The organism is Deltaproteobacteria bacterium (genome assembly GCA_016874735.1).
In the GTDB taxonomy this organism is placed as follows: domain Bacteria; phylum Bdellovibrionota_B; class Oligoflexia; order Oligoflexales; family CAIYRB01; genus CAIYRB01.
In genome coordinates this window covers 127,192-145,997 of the sequence record VGTI01000005.1, presented here as the reverse complement: position 1 = coordinate 145,997, position 18,806 = coordinate 127,192, and the positions used below count along the sequence as shown (strand labels likewise).

Below are 18,806 nucleotides of genomic sequence, written 5' to 3'. Positions count from 1 at the left end.
GCGACTAGCAGTCGTTTCGTGTAAATGTTTCGAAGTTGGCATGGTCTTTGCTTTGTTACCAGTATTAGCACTCATTGTGTAACGAGCAGAGGATTTGATTATGCGCCAGTGGTTGAAGATGTCTTTTGTAGTGCTTCTCTCAAGTCAAGCCTTCGCTGCCTCTTACCCACCAAGCGAGGGAGGGTATGGCCACAGCGGAAACGGGTATCCAGGAGAATTTCCCAACTACCCAAACTATCCAGGACGCGACAGTCCTTACGCGCGTTGGAATCAGGTGGCGATGAGTCTGCAGGCCAGCGCCGCTCGATTAAATGCCGTAGTGCAACAGGCCAGTGGAGTTCACACGGGAGAAGTACTCGAGCGTGACGCTCTCGCCGGTCCCTACATCAAAATGAATGTAACACCAAGGATTGTAGACGGGGCAACCCTCGCCTTTCAGGCAGTAAATGCTGCTCAAGTTGGTGATGTCGCATCCGCTAATAGTCTACGACTAGCATCCTGTACAGCGATACAGCAGGGCATGATCTATGCAGAACAGGCTCGAGGCACCATCGCTCTGATTCCCGTTGGTTTCATTACACCTGAGTTTATAAGTAATGAAATCACGGTCTATAACGATTCCCGTATCGGTCTGGGTTGTTAATAAAACATTTTTTTGAGGAGGTGGGTCATGAAATTCCATGTGGTTGGTTCGCGTTTGGCGCTTATGTTTGCTGTCTCTGTTGCTGGTATCACTCCCGCATTTGGTGCCTCCGTCCATAGGGGCAATATTGAAGCCTTGAATTCCCGGGTTCACGTACTTCAGCAGCATGTAAATGCAGCATTACAGCGCAATTTTGGTTTTGCGGTGAACGAATTTACGTCTGCTGATGAGGTTTCTTCTGGAATTGATAAAGATATTTTAGAGGCGTCTCCAACAGAGTTAGCAATCCAAAATGCCTTGTCAACTGCTGCGATCCGGGTGGCTGGGTCTGTAACGCGTATTGAAAATATGAACAATATGATTAACTTCGGTGCCGACGCTGCAAGTATCAATGCGCAAGCGGTGATGCTTTGCAGTGAAGTCGCGGGTGCTCGTGCTCTTGTAGCTGGTTCGAGATTACGCGCTACGACATCATTTGATGCTGGTATCTACGCGCAAGGGACGGCAGCTTATTTTGCCATGACACAAGCAATCGACGATGCTCAGTTTGTGACACAATCAGCTCAGTGTGGATTTTAGATCGTGTGTCGGAGGGGCGGTGAGATCCGCCGCTCCGACCTGTCTTTTTGGCCATCAAATTATTTCACTAATTACTCATAAAGGCTTTTAAATATGAGATGGATAAATGACTTAGCCAGACTCCTTATGTTCCTCTGTATCAGCTCATTTGCTTTTACATCACCTGTTGCGGCTGCCGACGTTGAGCGGCTTAACGAAGCGCGGATGATCATTCAGAGGTCCATACTACATGTAGATGCCGTGATAGGTCGTGTTTATGGCGGAACGTCGCATAGGTGTGACCAAATCACCGAATATTCTCAGTGCATCAGGCAAGGATGTCTGTGGACCGAGGGATTTTGCAATTACGGACAGCAGTCTTTTGAAATGGCTAACGATGGAGCGGACGTCAACGAAAATGACTATGCTGCTGCATTTGTCTTAACACTTATTAAATTCAAGTTGCGGGTTAGCGATGCAAATCTGAGCGAAGCTACTAACGCAGCTATTGCTGGTGATTTTAATAGATCACAAAATCTTACTAGGTCAGCATGCGAATTCTTAGCTGCGGCTAGATTTAAGGCAGAGGCTGGCAAGTTGACACTGCTCATTCCTGGCCCCCAAACTCTTACGGTGCAGGATTTTGACGTCATCGTCCGTGATGCCAGTGAAGCTCAAGCCCTGATTGGTTGCTGAAGCCACATGTTTCGTCTTTGGAGGTGCCGTCTTGATGAAGTGCAATCGTCAACAGTTCGCCGTATTCATGACGTTTATTGCTAGTCTGAGTCTTGGCTCTGCCCAGGCAAGGGCAGAGGTTGGTCAGTCTGAAATGGCAGCGACCAATTTAGTTCGCGCTCATTTTCGATCGCTAGAGTTAGACGAGGTCGTCAGTCGCATGCGGCAACTAACGGATCGATTAGGGGAGCGTGAGCCTTTACGTCAAGCACCTGCAAGGTTGAGCAAAAACCTTGCAAACATCCGGGCGGAGACGGACAAGGCGCTTGCCCATGTTGATGATAGTGATCTGCTGAAAAGCAGTGAGATCGTGGTTAAATCAACGCAGGCGGGCATGATCGCCATTCTTGCTGCGATCAAACTAAGGTTGTCGCAGCTGGATTTGCTGAGTGCCGATGATAAAGCTACGTTGGACAAAATGATCGGCAGTATTCAGAACCTAACGCTACCACGTAACTGCGAAATAGAGGGATGAATATGCATCGGGTGCTGTCTCGGTTGCTAGCGGCCAATCTCTTAGTGTCCCTTTGCGTCGTTGTTGGGTGTGGCTCAAGAGACAGCGCCTATAGTACGCGCTCTGCCTTTGGCGAAAACGACATCGAGCTAGTGACCTCAGACGCGGATGTACCGGTATCCATAACCTCGCGCTTCGGGTTGCTAGTGGCAGAGCTCCCGGCAGCTATTGAGGGGGATAGTCCATCTTTCTGGCCTATTTGTGGTGCTCTTATTATTGACGCGCGTCGCCTCATCACGAATGCTCATTGCTTGAAGGATATAGGAGCTAAACTTCATTTTTTGCGTGGTTACATGGCTTCGCCTGGAAGTGCGTTGGAGGTGCATGGTATCGCGGATAACGATATCGACTTGCTGCGCTTAACTCTCAACGGTCAGGTAAGGCGGGATCTAAAACCTGGTCCTGGCGATATCGCCATGGAACGCGTCGTAGCGCAAAATCAGGAATTGGACCTAGGATTACTTCAGGCTTCAAGTGATACAGGGCAATCTAAATTAGAGTTAATGGACTCGAAAGTCGCGCTGAGAGCTGAGCTGTATCACTTCCCCAACAGTCATCCGTTGGCTCGATCAAGCAATTGCTGGTATGTCCCCCCGATAAATGAACCATTTTCGCGCCACGACTGTGATTCTCTACCTGGTTCTTCAGCAGGTGTCCTGATATCCGCTGATCAGCAACATATATTGGCTCTTCATCGCAGTGGGCGCGTACAAAATTCTTATAGGTGGTTTCAAGAACATCAGCGATTTGAGTCTGCCGATGAGATTTCGAACAAAAAATGCATGAGTTCTGAAAGTCCTGAACGCTGTAGAGTCGAGCACAGCTTCAACAAGGCCATAGCCCTCGGAAGCGTACTTAGCTGGGTCGCAACGGTGCCTAATGGGAGTAATTAGCTGAAAGCATTGACCTAAAAATATTTCTTTGTGGACCTAAAGAATTTCTCCTGCTGCTCCGATAAAACGGTCAGTTTTTAGGTTCAGTCACAAAGGAGTGTTACGATGGTTATGCATGTCAAGCACCTCAATGATGCTGAAAACCGAGAGCCCCAACTCCTCACTGCCACAGCCGATGCTATCGTAAGGCTCAGTAGCCTAGTTAAAAGCTATAAGCTCGGGCAGACCGTCGTCCCTGCCTTGCGAGGGCTCAGTCTGGAACTCAACCGTGGTGAGTTCACAGCTGTGATCGGTGCCTCTGGTTCCGGCAAAAGTACACTACTGAACATGATCGGGTGTATCGATGAACCTGAGTCGGGTTCTATTGTCATTGATGGTGTTGATGTACTGTCGCTTGATGATAATGAGAGAAGCCGGCTGCGTAACCAAAAGATTGGATTCATATTCCAGTCATTTAACCTAGTACCGGTACTTACTGTCGCCGAGAACGTCGAGCTTCCACTACTGATTAACCCCACCGTCCCAGCCTCAGAACGGCGGGAGCGGGTGCATCAGGCTCTCGAAGACGTAGGCTGTAGTCGGTTTGTGCGTAACCTTCCAGATCAGCTATCCGGTGGGCAGCGTCAGCGTGTAGCGATCGCTCGAGCGCTAGCTGGTAATCCGGATTTGGTACTGGCCGACGAGCCCACTGCAAACCTGGACTCCGAGAATTCCCATCGCATCATCGATCTTATGTTGGATCTCAATGCGCGGCGGCGCGTGACTTTTCTCTTCTCGACCCACGACGAGAAGTTGATGGGCCGCGTGTCGCGCATCGTTCACATAGCCGACGGGGTCATTAAGTCATGAATCTTCAACTATTCAGGATTGCTGCGCGCAACCTGTCGCGCAATCGGCGTCGAAATATAGCTACGGGTTCGGCTTTAGGGCTCGGGTTTGCCGGGCTACTGGCCATCACCGGCTTTCATGAACAGGTCGAGCACAACCTGCGGGCGTATACCGTATATGGTGCGAGAACCGGCCACATACTTTTATACAAGCACGAGGGGCTTGATAAGTTTGAAACAAATCCCCGCGAATATGGTCTCGACGAACGAGACCTACAAGCCATCAAGAGAATCACGGCAGAGATGCCGGAGGTTGAATACGAGGGGGCGCAGTTAATCGGGCCTGGATTGGTGAGTAACGGGTGCCAGTCCGTACCGTTTTACGCCACAGGTATCGACCCCGAGCTCGATCGGCGGCTGCAGCAGCACGCTTACAACGTACGGTGGAACGGCGGTCTGAGTAGTCTTAAGAAAGGGCGGGAACTGTGGGCCTACAACGCGGATGAGTCGGTCATCATGCTTAGCACTGGTCTTGCCACTTTGGTCGGGAAAAATAGCCCGAGAGATCCCGAGCAAGCCGGTGGCAGCAGTGATCCCATTGACTGTGCTGCGGCAGATCTCAATGACAAGCTGAATGCTGATTCTCTCGTTCAGCTCGCTGGCTACAGCTGGGCAGGTATGATGACGGGTTACGATGCCAGTGTGACGGGCATCTTCGCTACATCCAATTCCTTTTTCGACAGCGCCGCGGCTCGGTTGCCCCTAGCCCAGTTGCAAAAGCTCTACGGCACGCGTGGAGCGACATCGTATTCGCTGTGGCTGAAGGACGAGGAAGATGTTCCAGCCGTGATGATGAGCCTAAAATCGAAACTGGCTACGGCTGGTCTGAACTTCGATGTTTTCGCGTGGAACGATCCTGGTGTCTCGCCGCACTACGACGGGATGTCCAAATTTATCGTAACAGTGACTGGATTTATAGCAACCATCATCGCGGCCGTGGTAGCTTTGTCGGTTTCCAACTCTGCAACAATGACCATCATTGAGCGCGCACGCGAAGTCGGCATGATGCGGTCGCTGGGTTTTACAAGGCGATGGATACGCGTTCTTTTCGTCACAGAAATCGCCTGTATCGCTCTCATAGCACTGATTTCTGGTGCAGCGTTTGGCTTTGTGATGATCATGGGACTAAATGCGCTGGGCCTACCGCTCGATATTCCAGGGATTATATCAGGTCTCAAAGTAAAGATGCTGATCGACCAGGGTACAATAAGCCGCGGTGGGATTGCCATATTTGTTCTTGCCGTGACAAGCGCACTTTACGCGGTCTGGAATGTAGCCAAAAACAACATTGCCTATTTACTCACTGGAACTCACCGTTGATGAGGTCGATCAACCTGAGTCTATTACGGAGAGCAACCATGTCAAAAGTTTTCAGTACTACGCGTAAATTGTTTGTGGCGTTCACATTTCCACTACTGGCCACGGCCCAGGCAGCTGATGCGCCCTCGGCAGAGGAACTTTTGAAGGATGCCGACCGTGCGCGAGGAGCGGTCGATGTCGGCATGACTTGGAATTCAAACGTTGAAACTGTTGACGGCAAAAACACCAGTAAGATTGTCTACCTCATTAAAGCTAAAGGTGATCAGGCCGTTGCAGAGACCATGGAACCAGATACCAGTAAGGGTGAATATATGGTGTTTAAGGAGCGGAATCTTTGGTTCGTCAAGCCAGGTATGAAGCGTCCCGTCGTTATCTCGGCGCGACAGAAGTTAACGGGGCCGGCGTCCAACGCAGACATAGTTTCGACCAATTATTTTCGTGATTACGACGGGTCCATAGTCGGTGAGGAAAAAGTAGGTGGTGTTGATTGTTGGAAGATGGAGCTTAAGGCAAAGGCAAAAAATGTCAGCTATAACGGCATTCGTTACTGGGTAGCTAAGGCTAACCATCTAGGTCTGAAAGCCGAATTTCTAAGCATCAAAGGCGAGCCGTTCAAGTTAGCCGAATTCAAGTACGAAAACAAAATTTCAAGCAGCGGCAAAGAGCGGCCCTTTATGAGCAAGATTCTTATCAAAGATGCCCAACGAGCTGATAGCAGTTCGACGATTGTGGTATCAACACCGAAAATTATCGATGTTCCTGATGGCAGTCTGGACGTCAAAAATTTCATCAAGTGAAGAAAGAGGTCATCATGCAAAGCAGTGGTCTCATATTTAGGCAGATTTCGCGCATAGCCCGTCGTAATGTCATGCGTAACTGGCGTCAGAGTTTTTCCACCATACTTGCCATTGCTGCGGGATTCGCTTCGGTGGCTTTGTTTGACGGTTTTATGGCTTTACTGGATCGACAAGTTGTCGAGTCGACGCGTCATCGCGGTATGTTAGGGGACCTGATGATCCAGCAACACGGTGCTTTGCAAGCCGGACACCAGGATCCTTGGCATCATTCCCTCGATCAGAAGCAGCAGAAATTCATCACAGAATTTCTGGGTCAAGATCCTGAGGTGGAGCGATACACCAAGATTCTTGATATGTATGGCATTGTGTCGGCCGGGCAGCAATCGGCTGTATTTGCTGGATACGGCTACGAGTTAGAAGCCGGTGGAGCCATGCGTGGTGATAAATGGTTTTGGAATACTTCAGCTGGGGTGCCTCTGGAAAGGGCCAAGGAACCGTCAGTGATTCTTGCCAGTGGGTTAGGGCGGATTGTAGGGTGCGATCCCTTAGTAAACGATAAAGGTGGTAAGTTCCTCAGATCTGACGGCAGCTTTGTGCCTGAGGAGAGAGCCTTTAAATGTGCGACAGACCAAGTGAGTCTAACCGTGACGACTGAGGCCGGCCAAGCTAACATCGTCAATTTTCCCGTAGCGGGTATCCACGACCCTGGTGTACGGGATCTACTCAAGCGACATGCGGTAACGGACTTAGCTTCGGCGCAGCAAATGCTCGACACCGACAAAATTTCTTCGTTTCACGTGCAATTGCGTGATCCATCAAAAATTGACGAGTTCACTAGCAGGCTGAAAGCCGCCGAAGCAGCCATGCCTTTTCATCTAGAAGTGGTGAAGACCTTCAAGCACCCGATGATCGACCAGGTCGTCAAGGGGCTGAGTCTCCAACGGACCATTCGCAATATTTTCCTCGTGATCGTGGTCTTTATCGTGGTGATGGCCGTGACCAATACGATGATGAAGGCAGTCAAAGAGCGGACTCGCGAGATTGGCACCCTGAGGAGCCTGGGATTTCTCCGGCGCCACATTGTGGCCATGTTCTCGCTTGAGGGTATGTATCTGAGCCTTTTTGCCTGCATGGCGGGACTTGGTAGCACATTTGTCCTACGCGAGCTGATACATTTAGCTGAGATCAAATTCAGCGCAGGTATGATGAGCAATCCGATCAGTATCCAAGTGATCAGCCTGCCGATGACCTGGGCCGTGACCGGTATGGTGTTAGTTGTACTTGCGACCTTAACGGCGAATTTAGCGTCAAGGCGGGCAGCAATGATGGTAATTGCTGATGCGATGAGGGACACTTGATCAGTTTGTTATTTCATGGCGATCGTTTTGGATCGTTAAGGAGGCACTATGCGTAGGTTAGACTTAAAGTTGGGTCTTTTGGTGTCCTTGATCTCTAGCAGTTCGATTGCAGGCGAAGCTAAACCTAACGCCGATGAGATTATGAAGAAGTTGAACGACACGAAGACCCCCGCCAGCGTCTTTACCGTGGTCACCTTGACCATTAGCAAGGGCGGGTCGTCGGTTGAAAAGGCGTTTAAGAGCTGGAGTATGAAAGTCAACGATGACGAGCAGCACACACTCATCGAATTTACAAAACCGAACAATACGAAAATTCTAGCTCACTCAAGGCGCAAAGGTAACGACGATCGCTGGATTAAGACCAGCTCAGGAGCTCCGAAAAGGGTCGCTAATTCTGGTGGTGATCAGTACTTTGTACAATCTCATTTTTCCTACGGCGACCTTGATTTTGCGCGATCCAAAAACTTCAAACACGAGGCCCTGTGCGAAGGCGCTAAATGCGAAGTAGACTACAAAGGTGCACCGCATTATCGTATCAAATCGGTACCCGATACAGCGGATGCAGACTTTGCTTATCTGGTCAATGTGGTGCGCGTCAGTGACAGCTCGGTGGACAAGGTCGAATATTATGCGAAAGACGGTAAACTTATCCGTGAGCTCATGATTGACGAGCGCAAGGATGTTAAGGGCTATCAGATTCCCACGATGGTAGTCATGAAGATGGCGGATTCTGGTGATTCATCGGCATTAAAAATCACCGAGGTCGAGATTGAATCTGATAAGGTGAAGAAACAGCTTTTTGACAAGAATTTGTTGTGACAGGGGACCATATGAAACCTTACTTCCGCCTAGTCATTGCCTCAGTCTCCCTATTCTTCGGGTTGACGGCCCTAGGGCGTACACCGGATAAATCCTGGCAGCATTCTGGGGAAATCGACGGAGTTGCTGTATACAGCAAGGCGTCGAGTGAGGCCGGAGTTACGGAGTTTCTGAGTAGTATGGTGGTCCCCTCTGATATGGCCACGACCGCAGCTACGCTGATCGAGGGGTCAAACTTTGCCAATTGGATCGAGGGCTGTGTGGAGAGTCAGGAGATTGAGCGTAAAGTGTCGCACGATCCCAAGACGTCTCTCGCAGATCAATTTAATGTGATTTATGGCATCAATAAAGCTCCGTGGCCCCTATCGAAGCGAGATTTTGCCGTAAAAGCCGTGATGAATATCGATCGGGAGAAGCCAGGCTCCGCGCCGCAAATCGTGTTTAAGGCTGTCTCGGTCGACGATAAAGTTCCCGTGAAGTCGGAATATGTCCGGGTGAAAAAGATGGTGGTAAATATTCGGCTTACGCCAGTCGACGGTAACGACAAGGCAACCGAAGTGGAATTCGGGTTAGCCGTGGACCCGAACGTTGATGCGCCAAAGGCTATCCAAGAGGGAATTGCGCGGGAAAATCCTCCTAAGTCGCTACTGCGCCTCAAAAAGTTTTTGGAAGCTCCAAAGTTTGACCCCAAACTAGCTGACACCATCCGTGAGCGGTTGCGCCTACTCAAGTAAATCCTGTATACACACCCTCAGTATTTTTTTAGTAATAACAAATATATAGAAAAAACCCTCAAGTTTTGGCCTGATTATTCCGAATACGCTAATGCAGTATGGAGATCAGGCCCCATGGCGAAAGCGAGTCAAAACGGGAATCAGAAAGCTGGCTCATCAGGAGAGCAGGCGACGCTGTCCGTTTATGGCTACATGGACTACCGGGTCTATCTTCGGGACTTTTACGAGTTTAAGAAGGCTAGCCATCGGGGCTATAGTTACCGGGCCTTCTCTAAAGCAGCGGGCTTTTCAGCTCCCAACACCTTAAAGTTAGTGATCGAAGGTGAGCGTAATATAGGACAAGGCGCCATCGATCAGTTTGTGCAGGGCCTCAATCTGAAAGGTGCCATGGCCGCCTATTTTGCCACGCTGGTCCAGATGAACCAGGCCAAGAACGACAGCGATAAGGAGGCCTGTTTTCGGATCCTCCAGCAACTCACGCCGCAGGCTAAGCGACGTGACCTCCACGCCGATGAAGTCACTTATCTAAGTCATTGGTTGTATCCCGTGCTGCGGGAAATGGTGTCACTACCAGAGTTTCGCGAAGATCCCTATTGGATTTCGCGCCGTTTGGTCGGAGCCGCATCAGTGAATGAAGTCAGTCAAGGTCTGCGCTTTTTAATCGATGCAGGATTTGTGGTGCGTAATGGGGACCGCCTGATACCCAGCGACAACATGATATTTTCCAGTGACGAAATGCGCAGCCTGGCGATTCGCAACTACCACCGGCAAATGCTCGACTTGGCTAAACATGCCATCGACACTTTGGACATCAGTGAGCGTGAATTCGGCGCCTTGACTGTGATGCTACCAGAGATGGCGGTTCCGGCCCTCAAGGAACGGATCAAACAATTTCGACGCGACATCCATAGCTGGGCGGTGCATACCGTCACCGAAGCTGATCCCGAGTCGGTGATTCAAATCAATGTGCAGATGTACCCCGTTACGAGGAAGGTGAACGGATGAAACTTCACCAACCGATGATCCATGCTTTATTTTTCACAAGCCTATGCTTTAGCGGCGTTGGTTGTAGTTTAGGCACGGAAGTCGGTAACGGGTTTAAGCCTGGCAAGGACGGTGGTGGTGATTCACGCACACAGATGCCCAAAAAAGCCTTCCCGAATGATTCTACGGAAGACATAGCAACTGACGGACTTTTTGAACGAGGCGACGCCGTGATTAGTAGTGACTCTGGTATGGGGAGTGCCGCGACTGTCGCTTCGATTAATTCAAAAACTAGCACGGAATCCATCAAGTCCATTCGCCCAATCAGCAGGATTGATGATGCTATGCTCCAAAATACCAGACTCCCTAACTCGCTTGTAGACTTAGCCATGACCGGCTGTGCATCGCCACTTTACGGGTCTGGTGCACCATCGGGTCGCGTTGAGTTTAGCCTTGCGGTGAATGGCGACCTCAGTGCCGGCAAGATATCGGTGACGGCGTCCGCTGACGGCAAGTCCTGGGATATAATTGGCACCGATCCACTCTTTAGGCGTACGGTCACGCTGACTCCCGAGGTAACGGTAAAGGCTACGAGTGCCAATGGAGCAGTCGTAGACGTTCCGTCATACTCGTCGTGTGAGGTACAAAGTATCACAACCACAACATCGCTCAGCGGATACAGCGGAGCCTTCAGGAAAATCACTCAGAAACTAGCTACTTCAAAAGGTAACACATACCTCACCTGGTACGTGCAGGAGGGGGCTGGAGACTACATCACGCGGTTGAAGCGTATTGAGCTCGATAAATTTGCTGATGCTCAGCAGGCCTTCGCTGTGTTCTCAGCGCCCTAAACCACTCTAGGGCGCCTCAATTAAGTACCGGGTATTAGTTCAAGATTGTGCAGATCACGTAGGCACTTGTGGATAAAAGTCTCAGTAATGTGTGGCACTGTCTCATCTAGTCCGAGTTGTGCGCGTTTACTGCGCATGTTAGCGCCGGCAAAGCGTATTTCGTCGTTAGCGTTAATCGGATGTTCCCATTGATAGATAATGGGAAGCGGCGACTGCTGGCGTTTATGGCTAGGGAGTTGCTGCAAGCGATCGGAAAAGCGACGGTACCAGTTGTCAAAATCAGCGATCATGGTGATATCGTATCCTGCCGATCTTACCCATTGGACGATTTGATCAAGCGATACGCGATCCTGGTGGTCATTGACACAATGGTAGAGCGAATAACCAGCGGATGGTTTTAGCGCAAAGCTAGCGATCGACTCCGCCACAAAATTTACTGGTAATCCGTCGAAGTGGGCCTCTGAGTTTGAATTGTGCGTATAAAAGGAGGCGGGCGCCAATTTGGTATATACTAGACCGCAAAGGAGGCGGCTAAAAAAGTCGTTGCTATTGATCTGCCCTGATTCCTTTGTATGCGACAATATCATGCCGCAGCGTACCGTCGTGACGGGAAGGTTAAATTTACTCGCAGCTTGCTCTAGCAGTATTTCGGCAGCCCACTTGGTTGTGCCGTATCCGGCGGCGTAGGTATCTAATAATGGTACTCCTGAGAATAGCCTGCTGGCAGTCTCATCCTCAGTGACAACCGTATGCCGCGGCAGATAACTGGCAACACCCACACTCGAGACGAAGGTTAGTGGTTTTCTTTTTTTGGCCACTGCAAAGCGCACAATTTCTGCCGTCCCAAGTACGTTGGGCTCATATAGTTGCTCGTAGGTGAAGGCATGGTTTACCAGGGCGCCATTGTGTAGCACGATGTCGACCTCAGTGGTGAGCGACTGCCATTGATCCTCCGACCAACCGAGTTTAGGTTGCATCAGGTCACCAGCAATGGGGATGAGTCGCCTCGACTCTACGAGTTTCGTTACCTTGTTTCTTAACGAGTCATCGGCGCCTTCAAAACTATCTATAAATCGATCTTTGGCGGCAGCATCATGGGGAGCGCGGACGACACAGTAAATGGGTCGCGATTTATGCGCTTTCAAGGCCATCTCGAGGGCAAGAAAGCGACCTAGGAAACCGTTAGCACCCGTAAGCAGCACAGCTGGATCGGGTGGCAAATCGGTGAGCGGAGCCAAGTGGCCGGCATCTAACTCATCCCGCGTAAAATAGCGCTCGATACTCAGATCTTTAGCCAGAACCTCAGTCGGAGTTGAGCCGTGAACGGCGTTAAACGCACCTGGGCGATCCGGGCTCTCCGTCTGCGTCATGTTATCTAAATGCTTGATGAGGTTTGCGATCGACTGATGGGGATTAAGAATTAAACCCACAGGCACCTTAATGGCACAAAGTGATTCCAGAGTTGAACTCAGCTGTACGGCGCTCATTGAGTCACCACCAATGCTGGCGAAGCTGTGTGTCTGATCAAGATCGTGCTCGGGAAGTCCAAGGGTGGCTGCTACGGCGCGTAGGATTTTAACCCCTAGGTCTAAATCTTGCGATGCCGCCCGCAATTTTGCTAACTCAAGTAATTGTTGATTGTCGTGTAGATCGTAGAGGCGCTCTAGTTCGTCAGCGTAGCGAGCTTTTAATTTACCGGCGATCTGTTTACCGCTTTCGGTTACAAGTCCCTCATCTTTCGTAAATCTGCTGCGTTCGATGATAACGTCGCGCGGGATTTCGTAAGGGAAAAGTGATTCAATTTTTGCGATATGATTGATCTCGGATTGCACTGCCCTTTTAATAGCTACATCGTCTGATGATGCGATGTCCAATTTAGCTAGGGCCTCACTATTTGGTACGACGACGGCGAGTAAATAAGAACGCATACCCGTACCGTATAGGAAAATCTGATCGATGAGACCGTTACCGCCCGTGTAAATACTTTCTAGGCGCCACAGGCTGACAAATTCGCCTTGTGACAGCTTCAGAATATTCTTCTTGCGATCAATCCAGTGTAGTTCGTCAGGTCCATGTTCTTCGACAATGTCGCCAGTACGTAGGTAACCATCCTGATCAAATAATTCTGCCGACGCAGCGGCATTCTTAAGATAGTAACGGACATGATGGCGTAATTTAACGTGGAGTTCCCCACGAGGATAAGGTTTGTCGGTAGTTCGGTAGTCTAACTCTGGGACGTCGGCGAGCTTGTAGTCTTCTACCGCTGGACGCAGTAGGCGATTATCAACAGAAATAATCCCGCCCTCGGTAGAACCATAGGTATTAAAGACTGGAACCAGAAACGTATTTTTGAGGAAATCCAGGATCACTGGCGCTGTTGGCGCTGAGCCTGTTGTAACCGATAAAAGGCGATCACCGAGAAAGTTGTAGCGCATGGTCTCCATCACCTGATTCTCGATGTCAGAGACGTCTGTCAAGTTCGAAGCCTCAGCCCTCAGTAGCATGACTTCGCGCTGGAATTCCTGGTAAATCAGGGTCGACACGCGTGGTACCAAGAAAAAGGTCGTCGGTCTTGCTACTCTAAAGTCGTCAAATAGCGTCGACATGTCACTCTTCTGCGTAAAGTGAATAAGGCCGCCATTGACAAAACTACGCAGGACGCTGATGCGACCTGCTATATGATTCAGGGGAGAAAACGATAGGTAAACTAGGGGCAAGTTTGCGCCTTGATCTAGTCGCGTCGAGCTGTGCCAATATGCGGCCCACAGACGCTCATGGAATACCGCGCCTTTGGGCCTACCAGTGCTTCCAGAGGTATACATGACGGTGACCGTTGGGTCGGTATCGGGCGACGGACGATAAGGGCGGATAACGCCCTCAGATGCTCCAAGGGCAATGACGTCATTGATCGTCGCCAGTCGCACGCTGCTTCCAGAGTCCGTCAGCTCTTTTTGTATCCGAACAACATCAGAGGCATGGTGATCACTGGTGGCTAGGTCAATCAGCACCAGGCTTTTGACAGAGGGGCATCTGGGTAACACACGGAGTATAGATGGTAGGTGCTCCCAGCTCACGACCATGCAGGAGATCTCAGCTTCGTTAATAATGTATTCAAAGTCACTCGCTGGCATATGAGCTTGAAGAGGCACCGCTACGGCACCCAAATAGAGACAGGCCAGCTCGGCAATTACAAACTCTGGACTGGCAAATCCCAGGATTCCAACGGCATGCTCGGTGCTTACGAGGCCGCTGTGACTCCATCCGGAGGCTAAACCTGAAGCTTGCTCCCAAACCTCACCGTAGCTGACAGTGCGGAAATGGCGTTCGCCAGGCTGGCGATATCCTAGAGCTGGCCTCTCGGCATAAACGCGGCAAGCATGGGTCACAAAATCGATAGCGACTTTGCTCTTGCCCAGAATTTCGCTCACCAAGGCCGGGATGGTGACGCTCTTACTCAGTACGGGATCTGACTGGAGTAAGTGACGCGCACGCTCTTGAGAGAGTAAAAGTAGCTCTTGATTGTGGGGAGCGATCGTTGCGGGCATAGAAGGGGGCTCCAGTATCGGCTGCTGCTGTGAGTGTCTCACCTCACATAAAATCACTCTCGCCCAGGCTGATGCAAGTGACCTTAACAAGAATGGCTACATAGTTGCGTGAGCAACTCTGTAGCCACTTATGTTTGAACAATCTTAAGTCGATTAGGGCGTTGGTTTTTTACCAAAGGCCCCACGGCGGCTGAGCTTGATCTTGCCTTGGCGGTCGATGTCCAAGACTTTAACCATCACTTCTTCGCCTTCCTTGAGGACGTCCGTCACTTTGTTAACGCGACCCTCTTCCAGCTCGGAAATGTGGCAAAGACCTTCCTGGCCCGGCCTGATTTCGATGAAGGCACCGAAATCAACGATGCGCTTAACGTTGCCGAGATAGATGCCACCGATCTCAGGATCGGTAGTCACGGTCCGGATCATTGATTTCGCGGCTTCAGCCGATACTACATCCGGCGATACGATATTGACCATGCCGTCATCGCTGATGTCGATCTTGACGCCAGTGTCAGCCACGATCTTCTTGACCATCTTGCCGCCTGGGCCGATCAAGTCACGGATACGATCAGTTGGGATCTTCAGGTGGAAGATCCGCGGCGCGTATTCGCTCAGCTCCTTCGGCTGCGCAATACAAGCGCGCATCTTGCCGAGAATGTGACGCCGGCCCTCTTTAGCCTGCTCCAGAGCAGCGCTCATGATCTCATTCGATAGACCACCGATCTTGATATCCATCTGCAAAGCAGTGATACCGTTCTCGCCGCCGCATACTTTAAAGTCCATGTCACCGAGGTGGTCTTCGTCACCAAGGATGTCGGTCAAGATGGCGTACTTGTCGCCCTCTTTGATCAAGCCCATGGCGATACCGGCTACTGGCTCAACGATTGGCACGCCAGCGTCGAGTAGTGCCATGGTGCCCGCGCACACGGTTGCCATCGAGGAACTACCATTGGACTCAAGCACTTCGGATACGAGACGAACCGTGTAGCCGAACTTGTTCTTGGTCGGGATGATCTGAGCGAGCGCACGCTCGGCCAGAGCTCCGTGTCCCATCTCGCGACGGCTCAGCCCGCGCAGGGGCTTAGCTTCACCAACGGAGAACGGTGGGAAGTTATAGTGCAGCATGAAGCTTTTGAATTCGTCAGCAGCGTGAATGGAGTCCAAACGCTGCTCGTCATCACCGGCACCTAAAGTCACGGTCGCCACAGCTTGAGTCTCGCCACGTTGAAACAGCGATGAACCGTGAGGGCGACGCAATACCCGGGTCTCACAGAGGATGTCACGGACGTCGCGGAAGCCACGACCACCGATACGCCTCTTCTCATCGAGAATTTGGCTACGCATCATGTTGTACTTGAGCTCTTCAAGGATGCCCTTAACAGCGCCCTTTACTTCCGGTCCGTCACCTTCGCCAACAACGGCTTCGATCACTTGCTTGCCGGCGGCTTTGAGTGCCTTGTTGCGCTCCTGCTTGTCGCTCACAGCAAACCCAGCTGCGATCGGTCCTTTAGCAGCGGCGTACACCTTGGCTTTCAGGGCTTCATCGACAGCTTTCTTGACGACCGTGCGCTTCGGCTTGCCAATCAAGCGTTGCGCCTCGAGTTGCACGTCGAACAGCGGCTTCATCCACTGCTGTGCCGTCGTGATGGCGCTGAGCATTTGCTCTTCACTCAAGAAGTTGGCGCCGGCTTCCACCATCAAGATGGCGTCAGGACGGCAGGCTACGTTGAGATCGAGGTCAGAGGGTTGGTTATTCAGCGGGTCCAAGATCAACTTGCCGTCATGGAGCCCGATCCGCAGCGAGGCGACAGGACCATTGAACGGAATGTCGCTGACCATCAGCGCTGCACTGGCACCTAGCAGGGCGAGCGGAGCTGGGTTGTGCTGGGGATCGAAGGACATCACTGTCGCCACGATTTGGGTGTCGCACATGTACTCCTCAGGGAACGATGGCCTGAGAGGACGGTCAATCACCCGGCTGATCAGTGCTTCCCGCTCGCTAGGTTTGGTTTCACGTTTAATGTATCCACCGGGGATCCGGCCTGCTGCGTAGAACTTCTCGATATAATCGACGGTGAGCGGGAAGAAGTCCTGGCCTTCTTTGACCTCGTCAGCAGCACACACGGTCACTAGGACCTGAGTGTCGCCACAGCTGACCATCACGGACCCATTGGCTTGCTTAGCAAACCGCTGAAACTCCAGCTTAATTAACTTATCACCGACGGTTACTTCTCTAATCAGACTCATTCGCAGCATCCTTAACTTGGCAAAAGCACTTCCGCATCACAACAACAAGAGACCAAGTAACCGTTACTTACGGATTCCTAGATCGCTGATGAGCTTCTTGTAAGCTTCGTAATCTTGGCGGTGCAAGAAATCGAGCAAACGACGACGTTGTCCTACGAGCTTCATCAGACCCGTCCGCGAGTGGTGGTCTTTGTTGTGCGCCTTGAAGTGGTCATTAAGGTAGTTAAGACGGGCGGTTAGGAGAGCTACTTGAGCTTCCGGGGAACCAGTGTCGTTCTCGTGACGGCCGTACTTCTTCAATAGTTCCGCGGTTTGAGCGGCAGACAATGACATGAACGCGATCTCCAATAATTACTGAATGATGACTACAACCTATTCGGGAAACCCTCTGTAGGCGAGTAGTAAGCATGGTGGTTTAGCGCAAATAAACGAAGTAGGCAAGCGAAGCTGTTTCAAATTGCTGTAATAATTAAAAGTAAACAAACTAATGTATCTTTTATTATAAATAGTTTGACAATTCATTTAAAATTGACTAGTTTTTGTGAGTGTCGATCTATTTTGGCTTAGAGTGTGCCCCACCTAGGACTTCTATCCGCTGGTGGCCTGGGACGCTCCATCCGCTAAGCAGTCGCGATCTGACTTGTCTGCATCAGTCTCGTCCCCTTTGCTATCGTGCACAGCTTGGCTCGCATCATTGACCGATAAGAAACAACCCGGAGTCATGTATGCAATTCAAAGTCGGAGACAAGGCTGTTTACCCTGCCCACGGTGTCGGCGTGATCAAGCGGATTGAGTCTCGCAAGATCGGCGGTACCAATCAAGACTTCTATGTGTTGCAGATCTTGGCATCTGGCGCCACGCTCATGGTACCTATTAGTGGCTGCGAGCGGGCCGGCATGCGCGGGCTGATCAGCGATGAGCAGATCAACTCCATTTACTCGATCCTCAGAAGCCCGGGTAAAGTTTCGCACACGACTTGGAATCGCCGGTTTCGGGAATTTAATGATAAGCTGCGGACTGGCTCCGTTGCTGATATTGCTGAAGTGTTGCGGGATCTTTGCTCCCTCAAGGGCGATAAGGACCTGTCATACGGCGAGAAGAAGATGATGGACAAGGCCCTGGCCATGTTGGTCTCGGAGATCAGCGCCGCAGCAAGTCGTGAGGCTAACGAGGTCGAGGTCGAGCTGAGTCAACTGTTGATGCCAAACTGAGCGGGTTCTGGGCATCAACCACTGCGTTGAGTTGCCTGTGAAGAGCGCCTCTCTAGTTAAGCATGCCGCACTCAAGATCACGAATGTCATGGCCATCAGTCTCGATGGCCGGATTGCCTCCCATCCGGGCGAGACCGACAAGGAGCGCCTTGAGTCTGGCTTTACCAGCCAGGACGATTTCGAGCATTTGCTGGGACTTATCCGCTCCGCGGATGCGATCATCGTGGGTAGCAGTTCGCTGCAAGCAAGTGGCCAGGCCTTTTCGGTCGTCAACGATCGCGGGCGCTATCCCATCTGGGTGGTCATGAGTCGCAAGGGTCTGCCGGCCGGGCAGCCGTTCTATGACCAGGCCGAGCTCCCTCGGTGGATAGTCACCGAGACTGCAGCGAAGTTGCCCGCACACAAGGGTGAGGTGCGGCATCTTGCCTATGGTAACGATCCTGCCCCAGACACCATCGTGAACGCCCTCGCCGCAGCTGGTTGCGAGCGCGTCCTGCTTTTCGGGGGGGCAAGTGTTAACCGAGAATTTTATTCTGCCGGGTTGGTCGATCGCTTAATCGTGACGGTTTGCCCCTTAATTGTTGCTCGGTCAGAGGCGCTCCCCCTCGTGCAACCACCAGTCAACAAATCAATTATGTTTAGCCTGGCTTCTTCTCAGGTCGTAGGAAACCTAGTAATCTTATCTTATGATCTGATTAAATCGTGATCTGATT

Annotated in this window: 18 protein-coding genes; 15 read left to right on the top strand and 3 right to left on the bottom strand. The window is 51.1% G+C overall.

All coding sequences use genetic code 11. The annotated features are described in order from the left end of the window. The first annotated feature begins 100 nt into the window (after positions 1-100). The 13 genes from FJ146_05415 to FJ146_05355 all read left to right on the top strand — a co-directional run bounded on the left by FJ146_05415 (position 101) and on the right by FJ146_05355 (position 11,093). On the top strand, positions 101-643 hold the full coding sequence (locus FJ146_05415) for a hypothetical protein (GenBank protein MBM4251387.1): 543 nt from the start codon (positions 101-103) through the stop codon (positions 641-643). Between the two features lie 27 nt (positions 644-670). Continuing rightward, the gene (locus FJ146_05410; GenBank protein ID MBM4251386.1) at positions 671-1,222 is read left to right on the top strand and encodes a hypothetical protein; all 552 of its coding nucleotides are present in this window, start codon (positions 671-673) and stop codon (positions 1,220-1,222) included. A gap of 93 nt (positions 1,223-1,315) precedes the next feature. Continuing rightward, positions 1,316-1,897, top strand: coding sequence for a hypothetical protein (locus FJ146_05405; protein MBM4251385.1), 582 nt, complete (start codon positions 1,316-1,318; stop codon positions 1,895-1,897). Between the two features lie 34 nt (positions 1,898-1,931). Further along, the gene (locus FJ146_05400; GenBank protein ID MBM4251384.1) at positions 1,932-2,411 is read left to right on the top strand and encodes a hypothetical protein; all 480 of its coding nucleotides are present in this window, start codon (positions 1,932-1,934) and stop codon (positions 2,409-2,411) included. Positions 2,412-2,413: 2 nt separating this feature from the next. Next, positions 2,414-3,343: a hypothetical protein gene (locus tag FJ146_05395; GenBank protein MBM4251383.1), complete on the top strand. Its 930-nt coding sequence runs from the start codon at positions 2,414-2,416 to the stop codon at positions 3,341-3,343. Between the two features lie 111 nt (positions 3,344-3,454). Continuing rightward, positions 3,455-4,192: an ABC transporter ATP-binding protein gene (locus FJ146_05390; protein MBM4251382.1), complete on the top strand. Its 738-nt coding sequence runs from the start codon at positions 3,455-3,457 to the stop codon at positions 4,190-4,192. Beyond that, positions 4,189-5,550 (top strand): ABC transporter permease, encoded by a 1,362-nt coding sequence (locus FJ146_05385; protein MBM4251381.1) that lies wholly within the window; start codon positions 4,189-4,191, stop codon positions 5,548-5,550. The genes FJ146_05390 and FJ146_05385 overlap by 4 nt, the downstream gene beginning before the upstream one ends. Next, on the top strand, positions 5,550-6,347 hold the full coding sequence (locus tag FJ146_05380; protein ID MBM4251380.1) for an outer membrane lipoprotein-sorting protein: 798 nt from the start codon (positions 5,550-5,552) through the stop codon (positions 6,345-6,347). Before FJ146_05385 ends, FJ146_05380 begins: the two co-directional genes overlap by 1 nt. A 14-nt stretch (positions 6,348-6,361) precedes the next feature. Beyond that, the gene (locus FJ146_05375; protein ID MBM4251379.1) at positions 6,362-7,705 is read left to right on the top strand and encodes an FtsX-like permease family protein; all 1,344 of its coding nucleotides are present in this window, start codon (positions 6,362-6,364) and stop codon (positions 7,703-7,705) included. 48 nt (positions 7,706-7,753) lie between these two features. After that, positions 7,754-8,524, top strand: a complete 771-nt coding sequence (locus FJ146_05370; GenBank protein MBM4251378.1) for an outer membrane lipoprotein-sorting protein — start codon at positions 7,754-7,756, stop codon at positions 8,522-8,524. An 11-nt stretch (positions 8,525-8,535) separates the two neighbouring features. Then, positions 8,536-9,258, top strand: a complete 723-nt coding sequence (locus tag FJ146_05365; GenBank protein ID MBM4251377.1) for a hypothetical protein — start codon at positions 8,536-8,538, stop codon at positions 9,256-9,258. A gap of 114 nt (positions 9,259-9,372) precedes the next feature. Then, on the top strand, positions 9,373-10,263 hold the full coding sequence (locus tag FJ146_05360) for a TIGR02147 family protein (protein MBM4251376.1): 891 nt from the start codon (positions 9,373-9,375) through the stop codon (positions 10,261-10,263). Next, complete coding sequence (locus tag FJ146_05355; protein ID MBM4251375.1) at positions 10,260-11,093, top strand: hypothetical protein; 834 nt, start codon at positions 10,260-10,262, stop codon at positions 11,091-11,093. Before FJ146_05360 ends, FJ146_05355 begins: the two co-directional genes overlap by 4 nt. Positions 11,094-11,113: 20 nt before the next feature. Here the strand turns inward: FJ146_05355 and FJ146_05350 are convergent, their stop codons facing one another. From FJ146_05350 to rpsO, 3 genes are all read right to left on the bottom strand, one after another. Then, positions 11,114-14,638 (bottom strand): AMP-binding protein, encoded by a 3,525-nt coding sequence (locus FJ146_05350; protein MBM4251374.1) that lies wholly within the window; start codon positions 14,636-14,638, stop codon positions 11,114-11,116. Positions 14,639-14,791: 153 nt separating this feature from the next. Further along, complete coding sequence (gene pnp, locus FJ146_05345) at positions 14,792-16,882, bottom strand: polyribonucleotide nucleotidyltransferase (protein ID MBM4251373.1); 2,091 nt, start codon at positions 16,880-16,882, stop codon at positions 14,792-14,794. A 63-nt stretch (positions 16,883-16,945) separates the two neighbouring features. After that, the gene (rpsO, locus tag FJ146_05340) at positions 16,946-17,215 is read right to left on the bottom strand and encodes a 30S ribosomal protein S15 (protein MBM4251372.1); all 270 of its coding nucleotides are present in this window, start codon (positions 17,213-17,215) and stop codon (positions 16,946-16,948) included. A 392-nt stretch (positions 17,216-17,607) separates the two neighbouring features. Between rpsO and FJ146_05335 the strand changes: the two genes are divergently transcribed. Continuing rightward, on the top strand, positions 17,608-18,093 hold the full coding sequence (locus FJ146_05335) for a CarD family transcriptional regulator (protein MBM4251371.1): 486 nt from the start codon (positions 17,608-17,610) through the stop codon (positions 18,091-18,093). Positions 18,094-18,130: 37 nt separating this feature from the next. Continuing rightward, positions 18,131-18,799, top strand: a complete 669-nt coding sequence (locus FJ146_05330; protein ID MBM4251370.1) for a RibD family protein — start codon at positions 18,131-18,133, stop codon at positions 18,797-18,799. Positions 18,800-18,806 lie beyond the last annotated feature (7 nt).

Bases quoted from the DNA above. Each gene is read 5' to 3' on its own strand.
- FJ146_05380 (MBM4251380.1), top strand. From the start codon at position 5,550: ATGAGGTCGATCAACCTGAGTCTATTACGGAGAGCAACCATGTCAAAA.
- FJ146_05415 (MBM4251387.1), top strand. From the start codon at position 101: ATGCGCCAGTGGTTGAAGATGTCTTTTGTAGTGCTTCTCTCAAGTCAA.
- FJ146_05350 (MBM4251374.1), bottom strand. From the start codon at position 14,638: ATGCCCGCAACGATCGCTCCCCACAATCAAGAGCTACTTTTACTCTCT.
- FJ146_05365 (MBM4251377.1), top strand. From the start codon at position 8,536: ATGAAACCTTACTTCCGCCTAGTCATTGCCTCAGTCTCCCTATTCTTC.
- FJ146_05400 (MBM4251384.1), top strand. From the start codon at position 1,932: ATGAAGTGCAATCGTCAACAGTTCGCCGTATTCATGACGTTTATTGCT.
- FJ146_05390 (MBM4251382.1), top strand. From the start codon at position 3,455: ATGCATGTCAAGCACCTCAATGATGCTGAAAACCGAGAGCCCCAACTC.
- FJ146_05395 (MBM4251383.1), top strand. From the start codon at position 2,414: ATGCATCGGGTGCTGTCTCGGTTGCTAGCGGCCAATCTCTTAGTGTCC.
- FJ146_05410 (MBM4251386.1), top strand. From the start codon at position 671: ATGAAATTCCATGTGGTTGGTTCGCGTTTGGCGCTTATGTTTGCTGTC.
- rpsO (MBM4251372.1), bottom strand. From the start codon at position 17,215: ATGTCATTGTCTGCCGCTCAAACCGCGGAACTATTGAAGAAGTACGGC.
- FJ146_05370 (MBM4251378.1), top strand. From the start codon at position 7,754: ATGCGTAGGTTAGACTTAAAGTTGGGTCTTTTGGTGTCCTTGATCTCT.
- FJ146_05360 (MBM4251376.1), top strand. From the start codon at position 9,373: ATGGCGAAAGCGAGTCAAAACGGGAATCAGAAAGCTGGCTCATCAGGA.
- FJ146_05355 (MBM4251375.1), top strand. From the start codon at position 10,260: ATGAAACTTCACCAACCGATGATCCATGCTTTATTTTTCACAAGCCTA.
- FJ146_05405 (MBM4251385.1), top strand. From the start codon at position 1,316: ATGAGATGGATAAATGACTTAGCCAGACTCCTTATGTTCCTCTGTATC.
- pnp (MBM4251373.1), bottom strand. From the start codon at position 16,882: ATGAGTCTGATTAGAGAAGTAACCGTCGGTGATAAGTTAATTAAGCTG.
- FJ146_05375 (MBM4251379.1), top strand. From the start codon at position 6,362: ATGCAAAGCAGTGGTCTCATATTTAGGCAGATTTCGCGCATAGCCCGT.
- FJ146_05385 (MBM4251381.1), top strand. From the start codon at position 4,189: ATGAATCTTCAACTATTCAGGATTGCTGCGCGCAACCTGTCGCGCAAT.
- FJ146_05335 (MBM4251371.1), top strand. From the start codon at position 17,608: ATGCAATTCAAAGTCGGAGACAAGGCTGTTTACCCTGCCCACGGTGTC.